Annotated in this window: 13 protein-coding genes; 5 read left to right on the top strand and 8 right to left on the bottom strand. The window is 42.1% G+C overall.

Features of this window, described 5'->3' with window-relative positions:
- Positions 1 to 70: 70 nt before the first annotated feature.
- Positions 71 to 223 carry a hypothetical protein gene (locus AB0756_RS17820; RefSeq protein ID WP_153021474.1) on the bottom strand — a complete coding sequence of 51 codons (153 nt, stop codon included), beginning with the start codon at positions 221 to 223 and terminating at the stop codon, positions 71 to 73.
- A gap of 234 nt (positions 224 to 457) precedes the next feature.
- Positions 458 to 1,351, bottom strand: coding sequence for a tRNA (5-methylaminomethyl-2-thiouridine)(34)-methyltransferase MnmD (locus tag AB0756_RS17815; protein WP_408019837.1), 894 nt, complete (start codon positions 1,349 to 1,351; stop codon positions 458 to 460).
- A gap of 88 nt (positions 1,352 to 1,439) precedes the next feature.
- On the opposite strand from AB0756_RS17815, the gene AB0756_RS17810 reads away from it, so the two are divergent.
- On the top strand, positions 1,440 to 2,267 hold the full coding sequence (locus tag AB0756_RS17810) for a sulfurtransferase (protein WP_038080097.1): 828 nt from the start codon (positions 1,440 to 1,442) through the stop codon (positions 2,265 to 2,267).
- A gap of 59 nt (positions 2,268 to 2,326) precedes the next feature.
- Here the strand turns inward: AB0756_RS17810 and AB0756_RS17805 are convergent, their stop codons facing one another.
- A complete protein-coding gene (locus tag AB0756_RS17805; protein ID WP_038080099.1) occupies positions 2,327 to 3,784 on the bottom strand; it encodes a hypothetical protein in 1,458 nt (485 codons plus the stop codon).
- A gap of 345 nt (positions 3,785 to 4,129) precedes the next feature.
- Between AB0756_RS17805 and AB0756_RS17800 the strand changes: the two genes are divergently transcribed.
- On the top strand, positions 4,130 to 5,638 hold the full coding sequence (locus AB0756_RS17800; RefSeq protein ID WP_167844708.1) for a FecR family protein: 1,509 nt from the start codon (positions 4,130 to 4,132) through the stop codon (positions 5,636 to 5,638).
- Between the two features lie 264 nt (positions 5,639 to 5,902).
- Here AB0756_RS17800 and AB0756_RS17795 read toward each other — a convergent pair whose 3' ends face one another.
- Positions 5,903 to 8,275, bottom strand: a complete 2,373-nt coding sequence (locus tag AB0756_RS17795; protein ID WP_050045947.1) for a serine/threonine-protein kinase — start codon at positions 8,273 to 8,275, stop codon at positions 5,903 to 5,905.
- Positions 8,276 to 9,119: 844 nt separating this feature from the next.
- Between AB0756_RS17795 and AB0756_RS17790 the strand changes: the two genes are divergently transcribed.
- The gene (locus AB0756_RS17790) at positions 9,120 to 9,641 is read left to right on the top strand and encodes a LabA-like NYN domain-containing protein (protein WP_038074984.1); all 522 of its coding nucleotides are present in this window, start codon (positions 9,120 to 9,122) and stop codon (positions 9,639 to 9,641) included.
- 83 nt (positions 9,642 to 9,724) lie between these two features.
- Entirely contained in the window at positions 9,725 to 11,323 is a 1,599-nt protein-coding gene (locus AB0756_RS17785) for a 2-isopropylmalate synthase (RefSeq protein ID WP_038074986.1), read from the top strand.
- A 183-nt stretch (positions 11,324 to 11,506) separates the two neighbouring features.
- Here AB0756_RS17785 and AB0756_RS17780 read toward each other — a convergent pair whose 3' ends face one another.
- From AB0756_RS17780 to AB0756_RS17770, 3 genes are all read right to left on the bottom strand, one after another.
- Positions 11,507 to 12,403 carry an NmrA family NAD(P)-binding protein gene (locus AB0756_RS17780; RefSeq protein ID WP_050045948.1) on the bottom strand — a complete coding sequence of 299 codons (897 nt, stop codon included), beginning with the start codon at positions 12,401 to 12,403 and terminating at the stop codon, positions 11,507 to 11,509.
- Between the two features lie 20 nt (positions 12,404 to 12,423).
- Complete coding sequence (locus AB0756_RS17775) at positions 12,424 to 13,158, bottom strand: SDR family oxidoreductase (RefSeq protein ID WP_038074988.1); 735 nt, start codon at positions 13,156 to 13,158, stop codon at positions 12,424 to 12,426.
- Positions 13,159 to 13,224: 66 nt separating this feature from the next.
- Positions 13,225 to 14,097 carry an oxidoreductase gene (locus tag AB0756_RS17770; RefSeq protein WP_038074990.1) on the bottom strand — a complete coding sequence of 291 codons (873 nt, stop codon included), beginning with the start codon at positions 14,095 to 14,097 and terminating at the stop codon, positions 13,225 to 13,227.
- A 178-nt stretch (positions 14,098 to 14,275) separates the two neighbouring features.
- Here AB0756_RS17770 and AB0756_RS17765 point away from each other — a divergent pair, with 178 nt between their 5' ends.
- The gene (locus tag AB0756_RS17765; RefSeq protein ID WP_050045949.1) at positions 14,276 to 14,899 is read left to right on the top strand and encodes a TetR/AcrR family transcriptional regulator; all 624 of its coding nucleotides are present in this window, start codon (positions 14,276 to 14,278) and stop codon (positions 14,897 to 14,899) included.
- 228 nt (positions 14,900 to 15,127) lie between these two features.
- On the opposite strand, the gene pdxR is transcribed toward AB0756_RS17765, so the two are convergent.
- A complete protein-coding gene (pdxR, locus tag AB0756_RS17760) occupies positions 15,128 to 16,597 on the bottom strand; it encodes a MocR-like pyridoxine biosynthesis transcription factor PdxR (protein WP_038074992.1) in 1,470 nt (489 codons plus the stop codon).
- Positions 16,598 to 16,638: the final 41 nt, after the last annotated feature.

The following is a 16,638-nucleotide window of genomic DNA, read 5'->3' as shown; positions in this document are numbered from 1 at the left end:
CTCCAATTTCAAAATAGTTAACAGCGATCGCTATTAAAAACAAGTTTACTTTTTATCAGTATTTATTATGCTAGCAAAACACGGTTTTTCTGATAAAGAGCATAAATATTTCACGGTTTTTTAAGATATGAGAAATGATGATATATTCTTTCATTCCTATCTCTCCAGTATGAGCAATTCCTGGTTGAGTTAAATCGGGTTTTTTACGGAGATTTCTTAGCATGGTATTAAAAGAAGATTGTTGCTGAGCTTCCGATGCCTATTAAAATTAAGTATCGGTATTTTAAAATTTTGACTTCAAGGTAAGTATTTACGCATTTTGTCACAAAATTTACAATAACCATAAAAATCATGTCATTTTTTTTACCTTTCAAGATATCTTAAAAGACAAATTTGTATTTTAAATTACAAAAAAATAGTTTTCCCCCTAAAGTCAATCTTCCTATAGTAATAAATTTTACAATATTTCTTTGAGACTTTTAGAAAGCCATCTTTTTCGCCAATGGGAAGTAGGTTCTAGAGATGAGTCTTGTTGCTCTTGCTGGCGTCGTCTCAAAATGACATCAGCAGAATCGTTCAGTTGTGGATCTCGATAGGGAATTGCTGCACGGGTTAACAAATGTTCTTTTTCGACTTGGGAGATCTCGTAAAAGTCCCCATCCTCCCCTCTTCCTAAATGAGCAGCAACAGTACCAGGTGTGCGCCTTCCCACAGGTGGTGTGGAACCAAACTGCAGTCCGGCATTTCCAAGTGCAGTACGTACAGCAGCAGCACAAGAGTAAGTTGCAAGTAAACCTTTCAAGTCCAAGCACAGGGAAAGTTGCTGAATAAATTCAACAGTCCACAACTGCGGACACTGAGGGGGAGAAAATGGATCGAGAAAAATAGCATCGGCTTTAAAACCGGATTTGTTCACAAGCTGAATTGTGCTTCTAGCATCACCAATTAAAAGATTTGCTGTCAGACCATCTTGGACGACTTGATGCTCGCAAGCTAACTGAGTCAAAATTTGAGTGTACTCATATCCCCAATTGTCATACAAATGATGGGCAATCGCAGCTTGTGGTATTGCAGCATTTATCTCTAAACCAATCACTTCCACATGACACTTAGGGTTAGCTTCCCAAATGGTTTGTAAAGCTGCTGCTGTGTTATATCCCAATCCGTAACAAACGTCTAAAAGCTGCACCTTTGCTTTATGTGCAGCGAAAGCAAGTTGGGTTGGTACGGAGAATTTGAGAAAACTCTCTTGACGAGCTCCATAGTGACTGTGGAACAATTCACCAAATTCGTGTGAAAAGAAGGTGAATGAACCATCTGCCGTTGACTCTGGTGTAAAACTTTCTCTCATATACATTTTGTAAATTGCTAATGGCTAATAGATAATTGCTAATGGTACTAATAACAATTAGCCTTTAGCCTTTAGCCAATAAACTTTTATGAGCGACAAACATTTCGTTGTTTCTTGTGAATGGCTCTTAGAACATCTTGAAGATCCACAAGTTGTTATAGTGGATTGTCGCTTTTCTCTGGCAGATCCACAACTGGGACAGCAACAGTACAAAGAGTGTCATATAAAAGGATCGCACTACTTAGACTTAAATCTAGATCTTTCTAGCCCTGTTGGAAAACATGGAGGTAGGCATCCTTTACCAGAATCTCATGAATTAGCTCAAAAGTTGTCATTAATTGGCGTCAATTCTGAAGACACTCTTGTCGTTGCTTATGATGATTCTCGTTACGCCTTTGCATCTCGTTTGTGGTGGTTGTTGCGCTATCTCGGACACGAGAATGTGGCAGTACTAAATGGGGGTTTTGCTGCATGGCAAAAAGCTGGTTACCCTGTAACAGATATTGTGCCAGAATACAAAGTATCAGTAGGACTTACTTCGCTTCCTAAGATACAAACAGACATGGTAGTGGATATCGCTACAGTGAAAGAGCGAAAAGATTTACCGGAAGTCGTGTTAGTTGATTCGCGAGAAACGGAGCGTTTCCTAGGAATTAGAGAACCGATTGATAAAATAGCCGGACACATTCCTGGTGCAGTCAATTATCCTTGGCAAGAAGTGGCAGACTCTGCTGGATATCTGCTGTCCAGTATAGAGCAACGTCATCGATGGTCTGAGATTGAGAATGCCAAGGAAATTTTTGTTTATTGTGGTTCTGGAGTGACTGCTTGTGTCAATTTACTATCGTTGGAATTAGCGGGTATCCATACAGGAAAACTTTACGCTGGTAGTTGGAGTGATTGGATTAGTTATTAGTTGGTGGTTAGTGGTTAGTGGTAGCCGTTTTTCCAATAACAACTAACCACTAACCAATTTCAAAATCTCCCCAATTCCAAATTGTAATTAATTGTGAAGAACCAGCCCTCAAAATCAATATTTTGCTCGGTAGAACTACCTAAATTGAATCCACCTTGTAAACTTAGATTTGTATAAGTAGATATTCCATAAGTTAAGTGTCCGTATATGCGATGATATTGGTCTTGTCTTTCGCGACGGGTAAAGTCGGACAAACTAAATTGGTAGTTCAGACCTACTTGAAGTGCTTTTTGCCAGTAGTAGTTTAAAGACAGCCATACGGTATTGGAGATGCGATCTCGATTATCTTGATTGCTTGGAGGGTTAGTAAAACTAGCTCGCAATTCATAAAAAGTATCTAGCATTAATTTGGGTGTGAGGGGGTCTCGCCTCCCAAAAGACAATTGAACGGAATTTTCGTTCAGGAAACGGTCTCCCGCATTGTAAAAACTACCGTTTCTAGCGTAAAAAAACTGTTGATTGCTCCAACCCAGTTCTCCGTACATTCGTGGTGATAGCTGTTGGTAGACACTGGTGTTGAATCTTATTTGGTTGTAATTGTACTTAGATTGGTCTAGGTAACGAATGATATTTCCATCAATTGATGCATTCAAATACGTTTTAGACCCAAGGCGCAGAGGAGCAGAAGATAACGACAATCCTGTATAGAATAAACCATCTTGTTTTGGATCGACTGCTGAGGAAAAAATATTATTGGTTTGAAAGTAGCCAACCCGAGCAAATAGGAAACCTACTGGTTTCGGTTGAATGACGGGCTTTGGTTGAGGTGGAAGCGGTGATTGCTCCAATGGCTGTTGTCGAACCAAGAGTGTACCCAATTCTCCAAAAGAACCTTCCGATTCTTGATTTTTTTTCAGTAGTTCTTGCAATCTTTCTATTCGCTGTTTGCGTTCTATGTCGGGCGATTGCAGGCGTTGCTCTATTTGCGGCAAACTGGACGGATCGGTAAAATTACCCGGTTGCCCTTCTAGCTGAGGATTTTCAAGCTGAGGTGGGGTAAGTTGTCTGTTGATTTCGGGAGATGACGGTTCTTGAGAGGGTGTCTCTGGGACAGGCGCTGGTTGTGGTTGTTCTTGAGGTGTGGAAGTTTCTGGTGGTTGGTTTGTACCTGCTTGTGCTTGCGTATTTGAACTCATGCCCTCACTACAATGAAGATCGCAAAGCTCGGCATTTCCTGCTGTTGAAAGTAAAAATTCTGAAGTTAGCAGTTTTTTTTCAATTTCTTTATGAAGACTTTGTAATTTGTTCTGTAATGCGAGTTGCTCTCTGGTGTAGTAGTTGGAATCAGTTTCGCGTATAATTCCTAAAGATGATATCCTTAGTAAGAGATCTTGATTCTCATCTCGGTAATGAGGATTTGCAGCCCACACCGCATCTACTTTGTTTAAACAGCACCAAGTTGTACTACTGGCTAGTAGGATCGGAAAGAGCAAGTTGTTCCAGCCATTGGGTTGCATGCGAAATATTTTTTAGCAAAATTAGACCTGAAATATGCACTTGAAGTTCCGTGGAGATGTTAAGTTCTCCTTTAAAACTTCATGAATACTGTGTGATAACGATTACCTATTGGTTCATCAGAAACTATGAATTTTATAATGTATCCTTTAAGATTTGTTTTTTCATTAACATAACTTAATATTCTAAAGATAGTATTTACACGTACTTCATAAAATCTAAATAGTTCATCAGGTTTAAGCAAAATTACTGAAAAAAATTGTTATAACAGATAACAGGTCAAGACCTTTACATTAAAATTCATTCTTATTGGTTTGGTTCAGTATAAATATCAGAGGCTCCAAACAATGTTACGCAAGTTTTATATACTACTGGTGATTAGTCTTATAGAAGTTGTGGTGTTGCCTTTGCCGAATCGGGCAAGTGCAGCCACTCCTCTCACTCAAGCTGTCATTCAGGAACTTCGCAACTTAGTACAACTTATGCCCCAGGATCGACCGAAGCGTCAAGCACGTCGTTCGGATGCCATGACGCCCGGTGATGGGTTGTCTACGGGAAGGTCGTCTTTAGCAGACTTGCGCTTTAACGATGGTTCTTTGGCTCGGATAGGGGAACAAGCAGTATTTCGCTTTTTACCAAAAACACGTAATTTTAGTCTGAAAAATGGAACCGTACTTTTGTTGATTCCACCCGGAAACGGTCAAACACGAGTCAACACTCCAAATGCTGCAGCAGCAATTCGCGGTTCGGCATTATTTGTACGTTACGATCCAAGCACTGACACCACAATTGTAGGTGCATTGACAACTAGTGGTATTGAAGTCCTTAATAAAGATGCTTCTCAACGAAAGGAGCTTCAAGCTGGGCAATTGATGGTTGTTGTCAAGGGAAAATTTCAAGGTCTGTATGATTTTGATTTAAGAACTTTTTATAATACGAGCGATATAGTTCGGGGTCTAGATTTGCCCTTAAGAACAGGTGTACCGAGTACTGACCCAGCGATCGCCAGCGTTCAAGCAGAAACTTCTGCTGCTCTGGCATTACAGCGACCCGTTATCGGTAAAGGGGTTATAGAAAATCCTTCTTTCTTAAAGTCAAATACTTCTTCTGAAGAGCCACTCAATAATGTTAGTAGAGATGATGCTCCTGTAAGTACGTTCCTCGAAACAGGGCAAGTTGTATCTAATAATGATGGGCGCTCGAATGGTAGAAATGGCCAAGATACTGACACAAGTACTCCACCTACAGTAACTCCACCCACAGTAACTCCACCCACAGTAACTCCACCCACAGTAACTCCACCCACAGTAACTCCACCCACAGTAACTCCACCCACAACTACACCTACAGTAACTCCACCTACAACTACACCTACAGTAACTCCACCCACAACTACACCTACAGTAACTCCACCCACAACTACACCTACAGTAACTCCACCCACAACTACACCTACAGTAACTCCACCCACAACTACACCTACAGTAACTCCACCCACAACTACACCTACAGTAACTCCACCCACAACTACACCTACAGTAACTCCACCCACAACAACTACAACTCAACCAACAGTAACAAATCCAGCCACTGTTTCCACTCCACCCACAACGACAACTCAGCCAACAACGACAACTCCACCCACAACGACAACTCCACCCACAACGACAACTCAGCCAACAACGACAACTCAGCCAATAACTACAACTCAGCCAACAACTACAACTCCACCAACTACAACTCAGCCAACTAACCCAACTGAAACTGGACCTACTTCGTCTCAGCCACAGCCTGCTACGCCATCACAACCACCTCCACTAGTTTCAACCGCGCCAACACCATCTCCTGCACCGTAGCAGCAATATTCCTCAAGGATTTTTTGATGTTGGTAAAACCAGAGAATCCTTGGTACTGCGAAGACCCAAATACCGTTGTTAGCTGTAGTGTCACGAATGTTGCCATGGGAGCAGACTCTGCTCTCAAACTTTAAAAACCAAAACTGGCGTGTTGCGGGAATGTATTTGCTGTCTATTAAAGAAAGTGAAGGAAAGTTAGCGCTTGTTAGCGCTCAAACAATTAGTTGATTACCCTTATCCCCGGAACTCCACCTTCCCCAATCCCTAATCCCCGATCTTTACAGTTGATTGAGAACTTTCATCAGATATTCCCGACCAAGGTGTCGTTGGGGTGTCTGAATCTTCTAGATAAAGGGTATCTGTAGGTAATTCTTCAGGTGACCAGGTTGGGATTCTCTCAGTTATTTCTATCTCTTCTAATGCCTTAAGTGCCTCTGATGCTGACTGATAGCGTTGTTGAAAATCTTCACGCACCATTGTGCTGAGAATATTTGCTAATGAAACGTTGACTTGTGCCTTATCAACCCATTTCACTTCTCCATTTCCATCTCTGTCAAGCTCGTGAGGAGCCATACCCGTTAGAGCTTTAATCCCAATCATGCCAACTGCATAAATATCACTACTGTACTGGGGACGTCCATAACACTGCTCGCTTGGAGCATAGCCTTTAGTCCCAATACCGATGGTAAAGGCTGTGTGCTCTGAAGCATCAAGCAATTGTGTAGTCATTTCTTTAACTGCTCCAAAGTCAATCAACACTAACTTACCATCTGAATCGCGCCGAATAATATTGCTGGGCTTAATATCTCGATGAATGACGTTATATCTATGGACAAAGGTTAATGTTTGCAATAAGTCTCGCAAAATCTGAACAACAGCTATTTCATGAAGAGGTCTACCGCTTAGTAACTCTTGACTGAGAGCGTGACCTTCTATATATTCTTGAATCAAATAAAATTCTTCTTCCTCTTCAAAGTATGCTAACAATTTCGGTATTTGCTCGTGATTACCCAATTTTTGAAGGGTTTGAGCTTCTGAAGTAAATAACCGTCTGGCAATTGCCAGCTGTTCTGGTTTACTATTTGCTGGTTTTAGTTGCTTGACAACACATTGAGGATTGCCAGGAAGCTTAATATCTTCGGCAATATAAGTTTCGCTAAATCCGCCTGCACCTAGAACTTTGACAATTTTGTAGCGACCATCCAGAATTTTTCCTGAGATTGCCATCTCCCTTTCCTGGAGCAAGTCTTTTAAGTCCTCTTGCTGGCTGAGAATTTCTTGAACAACTCGATGCGAGGAATATTTGCGAAAAATATCTAACAATTGACTTCTTCTGGCAATTTCCTTAACAAATTCGGTTCCCAAATAGGAAAATCCAACAAACATAATTCCCATAACGGGTATAGCTGTAGGCAAAATAAGTAGCCCAGACACAAAGCTTACGTAACTAATTCCTCCCCAGATGATGGCAAGACCAATACTTGAAAAAAATCTAACTGCGCCCCTCTGCTTCCAAGAAATAATTGCAGCAGAGCCACCTAATAAACACAACACAAATAAACCCCGTCCTTCAGGGCTGGGGATTGCTTGTACGAGCGCTTTATTTTCCATTAGGGTTGCGATCGCATTTGCGTGAATTTCTACCCCTGCCATTTTTTCAGGTTGCAACAAACCTCTAGCCGCCGCCGCCGAATGATAATCGTTTGCTAGCTGGGATGTTGCGCCAATCAGGACTATTTTATCTTCAAAAAACTTGCCTTGCTGTAAATAACTGTTCCAGTTCTTTGGATCTAGTACGTACCAAAAGGGAATTTGCTCAAATGTTCCTGGCGGTCCGTAGAAATGTATGCGATCGCCCTTTGGTGGAGGATAGTTTACCGCACCGGCTCTGAGAGCAGCTTCATCAAAGGAGAGAACTTTCTCGGTTAAAGTATCACCATTCCCTAACGATTTAGAAAACTCGCTAGCCAATTTGTGAACTTTACCGTTTATTTCTATAGGAAAATTAACAGAACCGACTCCTACAGATCCCACTTGAAACATCTGTTGGGGTTGCGTCAGTTGCGTAAATATGCCTTGATGTGTCGCAAAATTTTCGTAAAGAGCTGCTAAAGTGACCTTGCTGCCATAAAGTTGCAATGCTTGTTGCAAACTCTTGTCATCATCCACACCATAGGAACTTGGTGTATCAAAAACTACATCAACAGCCACGGAGCGTGCGCCGGAACGCACTAATTTTTCAATAACCTGTGCGTATGCAGCACGTTTAAAAGGAAAAGATCTTAGTGGTTCTAAGTAAGAGAATTCTTGGGGATTGGTTTTATAATACTGTTCGCCAATAGATATAGACTGTTCGTCAATCGCCAAGATCACGATATTTTTTGGAGGAACGACCGATCCCCGTATTAAATAAAACAGGCTTTGTGCCTGATTTTCCATGAATTGAGTCAAATTAGTATTAAAAGCTGAAAGCAACGCCGCGCTGACAACTGAAGTGCCAGCCAGCACATGGCCCAAACGAGCCCACAGTTTCGATCGACGTACTGCCAAGGTCGAAGTTGCTTTTGTCAGGCGTGATAACGGTCGATTGGCAGCCTCGACGTATTGTTTAGTTGTAGATTGAGGTTCTTCTGCCATACTCTAGTGCTCGTTTATTTACGTATAACATCAAGCTCTCAGTCTCTGCACTGTATTTGCACCCCCGACTACTGCTGTTTGAAATTCGTTTATCAATTAGCAGTCACTACTAAGCTACTCTATACGGAATACCACTTCGCTGTAAATAAGAAAATTTCTACAAGTGTTTGTTTGGAAAGCGCTATATAATGAGACCCAGTAGATGCGCTTGCAAGATGTTCTCATAAATCTACAGTAGTGTAGACATGGGAAACAAGCAACTCGAGCACTGCCTAACGCCATAGCAGAACAAAGAACGCTGACTTTTTGCTAAAAGACCCACATCTTCATTTTGTGCCTTCTACCCTCTGTATTTTCTTCAAAGTAAGGCAGAGTAGAATCGTTGGGAGTTAGGATAAACACAAAGCGTACTGGAATTTGCCCGTGGTTCGGCGCGATCGCTTCAACAATCGTGTAAGAGTAGTAAGCCCTCCTATATTTTAACTTCTATGACAAAAGCTATAAATTTCGGCTTGTGAATACCTCATGGCTCTTTGCCTATTTCATACCTCTTTAGGAGTAAACTTAACAGGTATAGAGCAAATAATGCTGCTATGCCATCTCTTTTATTGGTAAATTTTAGATTGCGGGTTCTCCTGAGTGTACTTGGGTAAAAAGGTTAGTACCAAGATCGCTTAGGGGCATACCTACTCCAATGTTCAGCAAATTTTCTGATATGCGAGAGGTTAAATAAAAGCTATATATGACAATATATTTTATAGATATTAGCAAGATAGCCATTTTATAATTGCTATAATCTATTGTTCAATCTAAATTCTTTTATATTATTAGGTGTAACTTTACTATGGGTTCCCCGATGAATCGTCTGTCTATATTTGTAGACGGAAACAATATGTTCTATGCTCAGCAAAAAAATGGCTGGTTTTTTGACCCGAGGCGGGTGTTGGAATATTTCAAAAACGAACAGTCAGAGACAACGTTAATTAATGCTTTCTGGTATACGGGCTTAAAAGATCCGCAAGATCAGCGAGGATTCAGAGATGCTTTAATTAGTTTGGGTTATACAGTCAGAACTAAGATTTTAAAAGAATATTATGATGATTCCTCAGGTCGCTACTCGCAAAAAGCGAATTTAGATATAGAAATTGTAGTAGATATGTTTAATACAGTAGATCAGTATGACAGAGTAGTATTATTTAGTGGAGATGGAGATTTTGAAAGAGCTATTGAGCTATTGCGTTCTAAGAACACCCATATTACAGTAGTATCTACAGAAGGAATGATAGCTAGAGAATTACGTAATGCTACCGATCGCTATATAGATTTAAACGATATTCGAGACCTGATAGAAAAAGTAGATGCTTAGTATTTATTAACATAGTTAGTAGCAGAAAAAGTAAGAAAGACGGTATTTTAAGCCACAAGGAAAAACTTAACAATAAGTTGCAAATGAAGAACAAAGCAGAACAAATCATCATTTTTGATACGACGCTCCGAGATGGAGAGCAGTGTCCGGGTGCAACTCTCAACATAGATGAAAAATTAGCCATAGCCAAACAACTCAGCCGTTTGGGTGTAGATATTATTGAAGCAGGCTTTGCCTTTGCCAGCCCCGGAGATTTTGAAGCAGTGAGCAAAATTGCTCAAACAGTGGGAACGGAAGATGGTCCTGTGATTTGCAGTTTGGCAAGAGCACGCCATGATGATATCAAAGCAGCAGCAGAGGCAATCAAACCAGCTGCAAAAGGTAGAATTCATACTTTTATTGCCACAAGTGATATTCATCTCAAGTACAAACTGAAAAAAACGAAAGCAGAAGTCTTAGCGATTGCTGAAGAAATGGTCGCTTATGCTAAGACCTTCACAAATGATGTAGAATTTTCTCCAGAAGATGCAGGGCGCTCCGAACCGGAATTTCTTTATCAAGTGTTAGAACGGGCGATCGCAGCAGGAGCAACAACAGTCAACATCCCTGACACTGTGGGTTACACAACTCCCACCGAATTTGGCTCCCTCATTAAGGGAATCAAAGATAATGTTCCCAATATAGATAAAGCCATTATCTCCGTTCACGGGCACAATGATTTGGGCTTGGCAGTTGCCAACTTTTTAGAAGCGGTAAAAAATGGTGCAAGACAATTAGAATGCACGATCAACGGTATTGGCGAACGTGCGGGAAATGCAGCACTTGAAGAATTAGTTATGGCATTGCACGTCCGGAGACAGTTCTTCAATCCCTTCTTGGGAAGATCGGTGGAATCAGAAGAACCGTTAACAAATATTGACACAAGGCAAATTTACAAAACCTCACGTCTAGTGTCCAATTTGACAGGAATGCTAGTTCAGCCTAATAAGGCAATAGTGGGAGCAAACGCGTTTGCCCACGAATCTGGAATTCATCAAGATGGCGTGCTAAAAAACAAGCTTACCTACGAAATTATGGACGCTCAATTGATTGGATTAACAGAAAATCAAATTGTCTTGGGCAAACATTCAGGAAGAAACGCTTTCCGCACGCGTTTGCGAGAATTGGGCTATGAACTCACAGACGCCGAACTTAATAAGGCGTTTGTTCGCTTTAAGGAGATTGCGGATAAAAAGAAAGAAATTACGGATTGGGATTTAGAAGCTATTGTTAATGATGAAATTCAACAAGCGCCCGATTTATTTCGGTTAGAACTTGTACAGGTTTCTTGTGGTAGCAACGCCCGTCCCACAGCAACTGTAACCATGCGTACACCAGAGGGCGAAGAATTAATGGATGCAGCCATTGGTACCGGACCTGTGGATGCAGTTTATAAAGCAATCAACCGTGTCGTCAACGTACCAAACCAACTGATTGAGTTTTCCGTACAATCAGTTACAGCAGGTATTGATGCTATTGGCGAAGTTACCATCCGTCTCAAATCGGAAGACCGAGTTTTCTCCGGTCATGCAGCAAATACTGACATCATCGTGGCATCGGCACAAGCTTACATAAATGCACTGAATCGATTATTTGCTGCTTCGCAAAGCAAACAACAACAGCAAGCAGTTGTGAATAATTAGCAATTGGGGCGTGACTACCAGACAAATGACGTTCTTCAGGATTCGCCCTATCCGCTTACAGAGATGCTCCACTTTCGTGCAGCGTCTCTGTAAGCAGATACACGATGCTATAAGCTATACCCGCAAGGGCTATACGCCAGTTCCCAGGACGAGAGAAACTCCCAAACTCCCCAATCATATTCGCTAAGCACTCGCGAATGCAGCCAGGTTATTTCGGACAAACTCGCGAAACAGAGTTGGTTCTTCTCCAAGAATTTGCGGGATATTGTGATAAACATCAGCAAAGTCAGGAAGTTGTCCGGCTTGTAGCAGTTCCATCTGACGAACAATACACTCAAAGTATGCAGGCTCCATAGTTTGACCGATGGGTAACTTTCGCAAATCCGCAGCAGGAAGAGGTTCGTAGGCGATTGTTTTGCCAAGTTCTTCTGAAAGAATTTGTGCGGCTTCATTCATAGTCAGGGCTTCTACACTTAGAAAATACTTTTGCCCGCTATGCTTTTGAGGAGCACGCAACGCCGCCGCCGCAACACGCGCAAGGTCAAAACAATCTACCAATCCGACACGCTCCTGACCGAAAAACATACGCAGTTTTCCATCTTGCACAGAGCCAAAGAAGTTTTGCATGAACGCGTTGGGAAGAAGATGAGTCCAACCAATACCGCTAGCTTCAATATAAGTTTCCACAAGTTGATGCCAAATGTAGTGGCGAATCAACTTTGCTTGGGGACGACCGGGTTGATGGAAAGTACCGACGTGGACAATATACTCGACCCCTGCATCTTTTGCTGCATCGGTCAGGTTTTTTCCTTGGCTCAGCATATCTACGGTATAGCCTGTAACCATAAAGAGGCGCTGTACGCCCTGTAGTGCTTCTTCGTAAGTCGATATCTGGTCAAGGTCAAGATGTACGGTGGAAATACCTCGTTGTGCAAAGGTTTCTGCTTGTTCGGGTTTGCGAACGGCAACCCGTAACTGAAGGTTATCGGAACCACCGTCTTGCTCCAACAGATTAACGAGGTGAGAACCCGTTCTACCGGTAGCACCGAGAATCAAAGCAACAGGATTTGAAGGACTCATCTAATTTTGACTGCTAAAAATTACCAAGGAAGGGGTTTGCGCGAATTAAAGAAACCACCTGTAGGACCATCTTCGGGTAGTGTAGCAAGCCATACAGGAGTGTCAGCCCCTTCTTCCACTGTTCCTGGTGCATTCGCACTACCCATATCTGTTTGTACCCAACCAGGGCAAGCAGAATTGACTTTGATGGGAGTATCCGCAAGTTCCTTGGCAAATTGTACCGTGATGGCATTTAGTGCCGTTTTAGATGATTGATAAGCCAGACCTCGGTATTGAAAGTAATGTGAATTTGGATCGAGAGTATCTGTAAGGGAACCAAGCGTACTGGAAATATTTACTATTCGACCTGCGTGGCTCTTGCGAATTAGAGGGAGCATTGCTTGGAGTACTGCAAAAGCACCAAAGACATTGGTCTCGAATGTGTCTTTAAAAACTTTTACATCAAGGTTGCTGGGATTTACGCCTCCATCATGTAAAACACCTGCATTGTTTACCAAAACATCTAGCTTGCCAAAACGTTCTTCAATATTTTTAGCTGCTGTAGCAACAGAAGAAATATCGGTCACATTTATTTGAATAGATTGTACGTCAAGCCCTTCGGCTTGTAACTTTTCCGCAGACTCAGCACCTTTGTTTTCATCTCTAGCACCTATAAGGACAGTCAATCCTGTTTTTGCAAGTTGACGGCTAATTTCAAAGCCTAGCCCCTTGTTAGCACCTGTTACTAAAGCAATTTTTTTGTCTTGATTCTGCATAGTTTTGTTGTGCTTAATCTATACAATTTGGGCAAAAAATAGGATGAGTTTGCCTCACCCCAAGACTTATCCACCTATGGCACTGACGACAGAGCCTTCATACGCAGTGTTGATAGAAACCTCTTTCCAAGCCTCAAGTTCTGCTTTTACAGAGTCAAGCTTGCCATTGATAGCGCTGACAGCATCTTCACCTAACACCAATCTCAGTGGTGGGTTATCGCTTTTTACTGCTTGAATAATTGCCAATGCTGCTTTCTTTGGATCTCCCGGTTGCTTGCCATCCACCTCTTGCAACCACTGGCGGAACCGTCCTACAATTGCTTGGTATTCTTCTAATTGAGTATCGCTCATGACTAACGAGCGACCATTAAAATCAGTACGGAATGCTCCTGGTTCAACAATTGTGACTTTAATGCCAAGATGCTTCACTTCTTGAGCCAATGCTTCGGAAATGGCTTCCAGTGCAAATTTTGTACTGCAATAAATCCCAGCTCCAGGGAAGCCTACAAAGCCACCTACGGAGGAGAAATTGAGAATGTGTCCGGTACGTTGTTTTCGCAGGTAGGGTAGGACTGCTTTTGTTAAACTCAACCCCCCAAAAACGTTGGTTTCAAATTGTTGGCGAATGGCGTCATCGCTGGCTTCTTCAATTGCTCCTACCAAACCATAACCGGCGTTATTGACTAAAACGTCAATGCGTCCAAAGGTAGCAATTGCACTTTTAACTGCTTCTGCGACTTCTTGAGGTTTTGTCACATCCAGTCGTACTGCTAAGGAACGCTCTGGAAACTGCTGTGTCAAATCTTCTACTTGCTGTGGCTTGCGTGCTGTGAGTACCGCAGTATCACCACTTGCCAATACTGCTTCTGCTAGCGCTCGACCAAATCCAGTTGAACTACCAGTAATAAACCATACTTGTGTCCCAGGAGAGTTTGTCATGACAAATCTTTGTGTTTTAGAAGCTTCAGTATTTTACGGAAACTCAAACACCTCCTTCTTGCATATTATTGCGAAATCTATCTAATTCTTGTTTTCTCTCGGTTACTAGATTTTTCAAATCTTGCATATACTTTAATTAGACGCACCGTAACGTCTTATAAAAAAGCAGTCTGTACTTATGTCACAAAAGGTAGAACACAACCGCACTCAAATAAAATCTTCCACGAAAACGCCTTCAACGCGCAGGCGAAATCAGCATTCCCATCAAGCAATTCTTAAGGCTGCTTCGGAGTTGTTGGAGGAAAAGGGTTATGGTGGTGTCTGTATTGAGGCGATCGCATCTCGTGCGGGAGTGGGAAAGCAAACTATCTATCGGTGGTGGTCATCCAAAGCATCTGTGATGATGGAAGCCTACGCCGCCCAAGCCACAAGCAACATCCCCACACCAGATACAGGTTCAGTACGAGAAGATTTATACAAAATTTTACAACAATTGTTCGAGCTATTGACAAAAACTTCTACAGGTGCAGCTGTTGCCGGACTCATTGCGGAAGCACAAATAGATCCGGAAGTGGCTGAGGTATTTCACGAGCGGTTTGTGCAAAGTCGCAGACAAGCCACGCACACTATTTTAGAGCGAGGAATTGCGCGTAGAGAATTACGCTCGGATTTCAATTTGGAAGTAGCGATCGACGCAATTTACGGTCCGGTATGGTATCGATTGTTGTTGAAGCACGCACCGTTGGATGATGCTTTTGCCCGAGAATTGGTGGATTTGGCTATGGTGGGGATACAAGTTTAGGGGAGATATCAAGAGGTGAAGAATCGAAAGAGTGGGAGGAGTATTTCTGTTGGAGTTCTACTTTTTCCATAAATTTTGCGATCGCTAATAATCCTGTAAACAATATCAATCTTTTCTAATGATGAAACTGCCATTTCAAGCTACAAAACTCCTATTTCTTTTTGAAAAAATTTTAATTAAAGATTTTTAGTATAGCAGTTTTAATTGCTTGTATAACCACTCAACACTTTAAAAAGTGTTCAAACTGTCAGCCAATCTATTAATACCCTCCACCAATTGCTGCTCTGTCAATTCTCCATAGCCAAAAATAAACTCACCTTTTGAATGCGGTTTTAGATAATGAGGCGCAGCAGATATAATTCCTACGCCTGCTTGTTCTGAACGTTGCATAATTTCTTCATCACTAAAAGGAGTTTGCAACCGCACCATTAAATGGATTCCTGCTTTTTCTCCTAATATCGTTGCTTTCTCTCCAAAATTCTTGTTGAACGCTTTCACTAAAACTTGACGGCGCTTGTCGTAAACGGCTCGCATTTTTCTAATGTGTCGTTCTAAATGCCCTTCCCCGATAAAATCTGCAAGTACTTGCTGTTCTAGTAAAGGTAAGTGGCGATCGCTCAACCATTTTGCACGAGCAAAAACAGAAACTAAACTTTTTGGTAACACTAAATACCCAATTCGTAGGGAAGGGAACAGCACTTTTGAAAACGTACCAATGTAGAGAACGGAATCACTTTTATCCAACCCTTGCAACGCAGGAATGGGGCGATCTCCATAACGATACTCACTATCATAATCATCTTCTATAATCAACGCCCCAGTTGCACCAGACCAAGTCAGTAATTCCAAACGTCTCGGTAGGGAAAGTATTGCTCCTGTGGGAAATTGGTGAGAAGGTGTGATATAAACGAGCCGAACTTGTTCTTTTGCATAGTTTGCCAAGTCTTCAACCACTAAACCAGACTCATCCACAGCCACAGGCAAAAGTTTTGCGCGTTGTGTTTCAAAAATGAGCCTTGCACTCAAGTAACCGGGATCTTCCAAGGCAATAACGTTCCCAGGTTCAATAAACAAACGCATAATTAAATCTAAAGCTTGCTGTGTCCCATTTACAACTAACACTTGGTCTGGATCGCAGTTAACAGCACGGGAACGGGAGAGGTATCGAGCGATCGCATCACGCAAAGGCTTGTATCCCAAAATATCCTTTGAATAATCCAGCCATTCTATGTTGGAGTAACAGTAGCGAGAAAGCAGCTTGCGCCACAGTTCTATGGGAAATTGGTCAAAAGCCGGTCGCCCGTAGCGGAAGTTGATGAACAATTCCGGTTCGGGAACTCTCGGTACATTCTCTGTCTGAGCCAAATTCACTCCGTATTTAGAGAGTTGAACTGGCGGACGGGTTTTTGTTCTGGTAGATTGAACGGGTGCAGAACGCAATAAATCATCGGGAAGTTGAGAGCAAACAAAAGTCCCAGAACCCACAACAGTCTCTATATATCCCTCACTGAAAAGTTGGTCGTAGGTTTGAGTGACAGTTGTGCGGGAAATGCCTAGAGATTTAGCAAGTTGACGTGTGGAAGGAATGCGCCCACCCGGTAACAATCGTCCATTGAGAATAGCTTGGCGCAGTTCCTCGTAAAGCTGTTGGTGGAGTGGTACTGGGGAATTGCTGTTTATCGTAATGGCAAAATCCATAGCGCCAAGGTTTGAGCGATCGCAATGTTAATTATTACAGT

The organism is Tolypothrix campylonemoides VB511288_2, assembly GCF_045999855.1.
Lineage (GTDB): Bacteria > Cyanobacteriota > Cyanobacteriia > Cyanobacteriales > Nostocaceae > Scytonema > Scytonema bouteillei_A.
The sequence above is the reverse complement of the archived record's forward strand: the minus strand, read 5'-3'. Positions and strand labels throughout refer to the sequence as shown.

What these genes read in the sequence shown, in the direction of transcription:
- AB0756_RS17820 (WP_153021474.1), bottom strand. Translation starts at nt 223, where the DNA reads ATGCTAAGAAATCTCCGTAAAAAACCCGATTTAACTCAACCAGGAATT.
- AB0756_RS17815 (WP_408019837.1), bottom strand. Translation starts at nt 1,351, where the DNA reads ATGAGAGAAAGTTTTACACCAGAGTCAACGGCAGATGGTTCATTCACC.
- AB0756_RS17810 (WP_038080097.1), top strand. Translation starts at nt 1,440, where the DNA reads ATGAGCGACAAACATTTCGTTGTTTCTTGTGAATGGCTCTTAGAACAT.
- AB0756_RS17805 (WP_038080099.1), bottom strand. Translation starts at nt 3,784, where the DNA reads ATGCAACCCAATGGCTGGAACAACTTGCTCTTTCCGATCCTACTAGCC.
- AB0756_RS17800 (WP_167844708.1), top strand. Translation starts at nt 4,130, where the DNA reads ATGTTACGCAAGTTTTATATACTACTGGTGATTAGTCTTATAGAAGTT.
- AB0756_RS17795 (WP_050045947.1), bottom strand. Translation starts at nt 8,275, where the DNA reads ATGGCAGAAGAACCTCAATCTACAACTAAACAATACGTCGAGGCTGCC.
- AB0756_RS17790 (WP_038074984.1), top strand. Translation starts at nt 9,120, where the DNA reads ATGGGTTCCCCGATGAATCGTCTGTCTATATTTGTAGACGGAAACAAT.
- AB0756_RS17785 (WP_038074986.1), top strand. Translation starts at nt 9,725, where the DNA reads ATGAAGAACAAAGCAGAACAAATCATCATTTTTGATACGACGCTCCGA.
- AB0756_RS17780 (WP_050045948.1), bottom strand. Translation starts at nt 12,403, where the DNA reads ATGAGTCCTTCAAATCCTGTTGCTTTGATTCTCGGTGCTACCGGTAGA.
- AB0756_RS17775 (WP_038074988.1), bottom strand. Translation starts at nt 13,158, where the DNA reads ATGCAGAATCAAGACAAAAAAATTGCTTTAGTAACAGGTGCTAACAAG.
- AB0756_RS17770 (WP_038074990.1), bottom strand. Translation starts at nt 14,097, where the DNA reads ATGACAAACTCTCCTGGGACACAAGTATGGTTTATTACTGGTAGTTCA.
- AB0756_RS17765 (WP_050045949.1), top strand. Translation starts at nt 14,276, where the DNA reads ATGTCACAAAAGGTAGAACACAACCGCACTCAAATAAAATCTTCCACG.
- pdxR (WP_038074992.1), bottom strand. Translation starts at nt 16,597, where the DNA reads ATGGATTTTGCCATTACGATAAACAGCAATTCCCCAGTACCACTCCAC.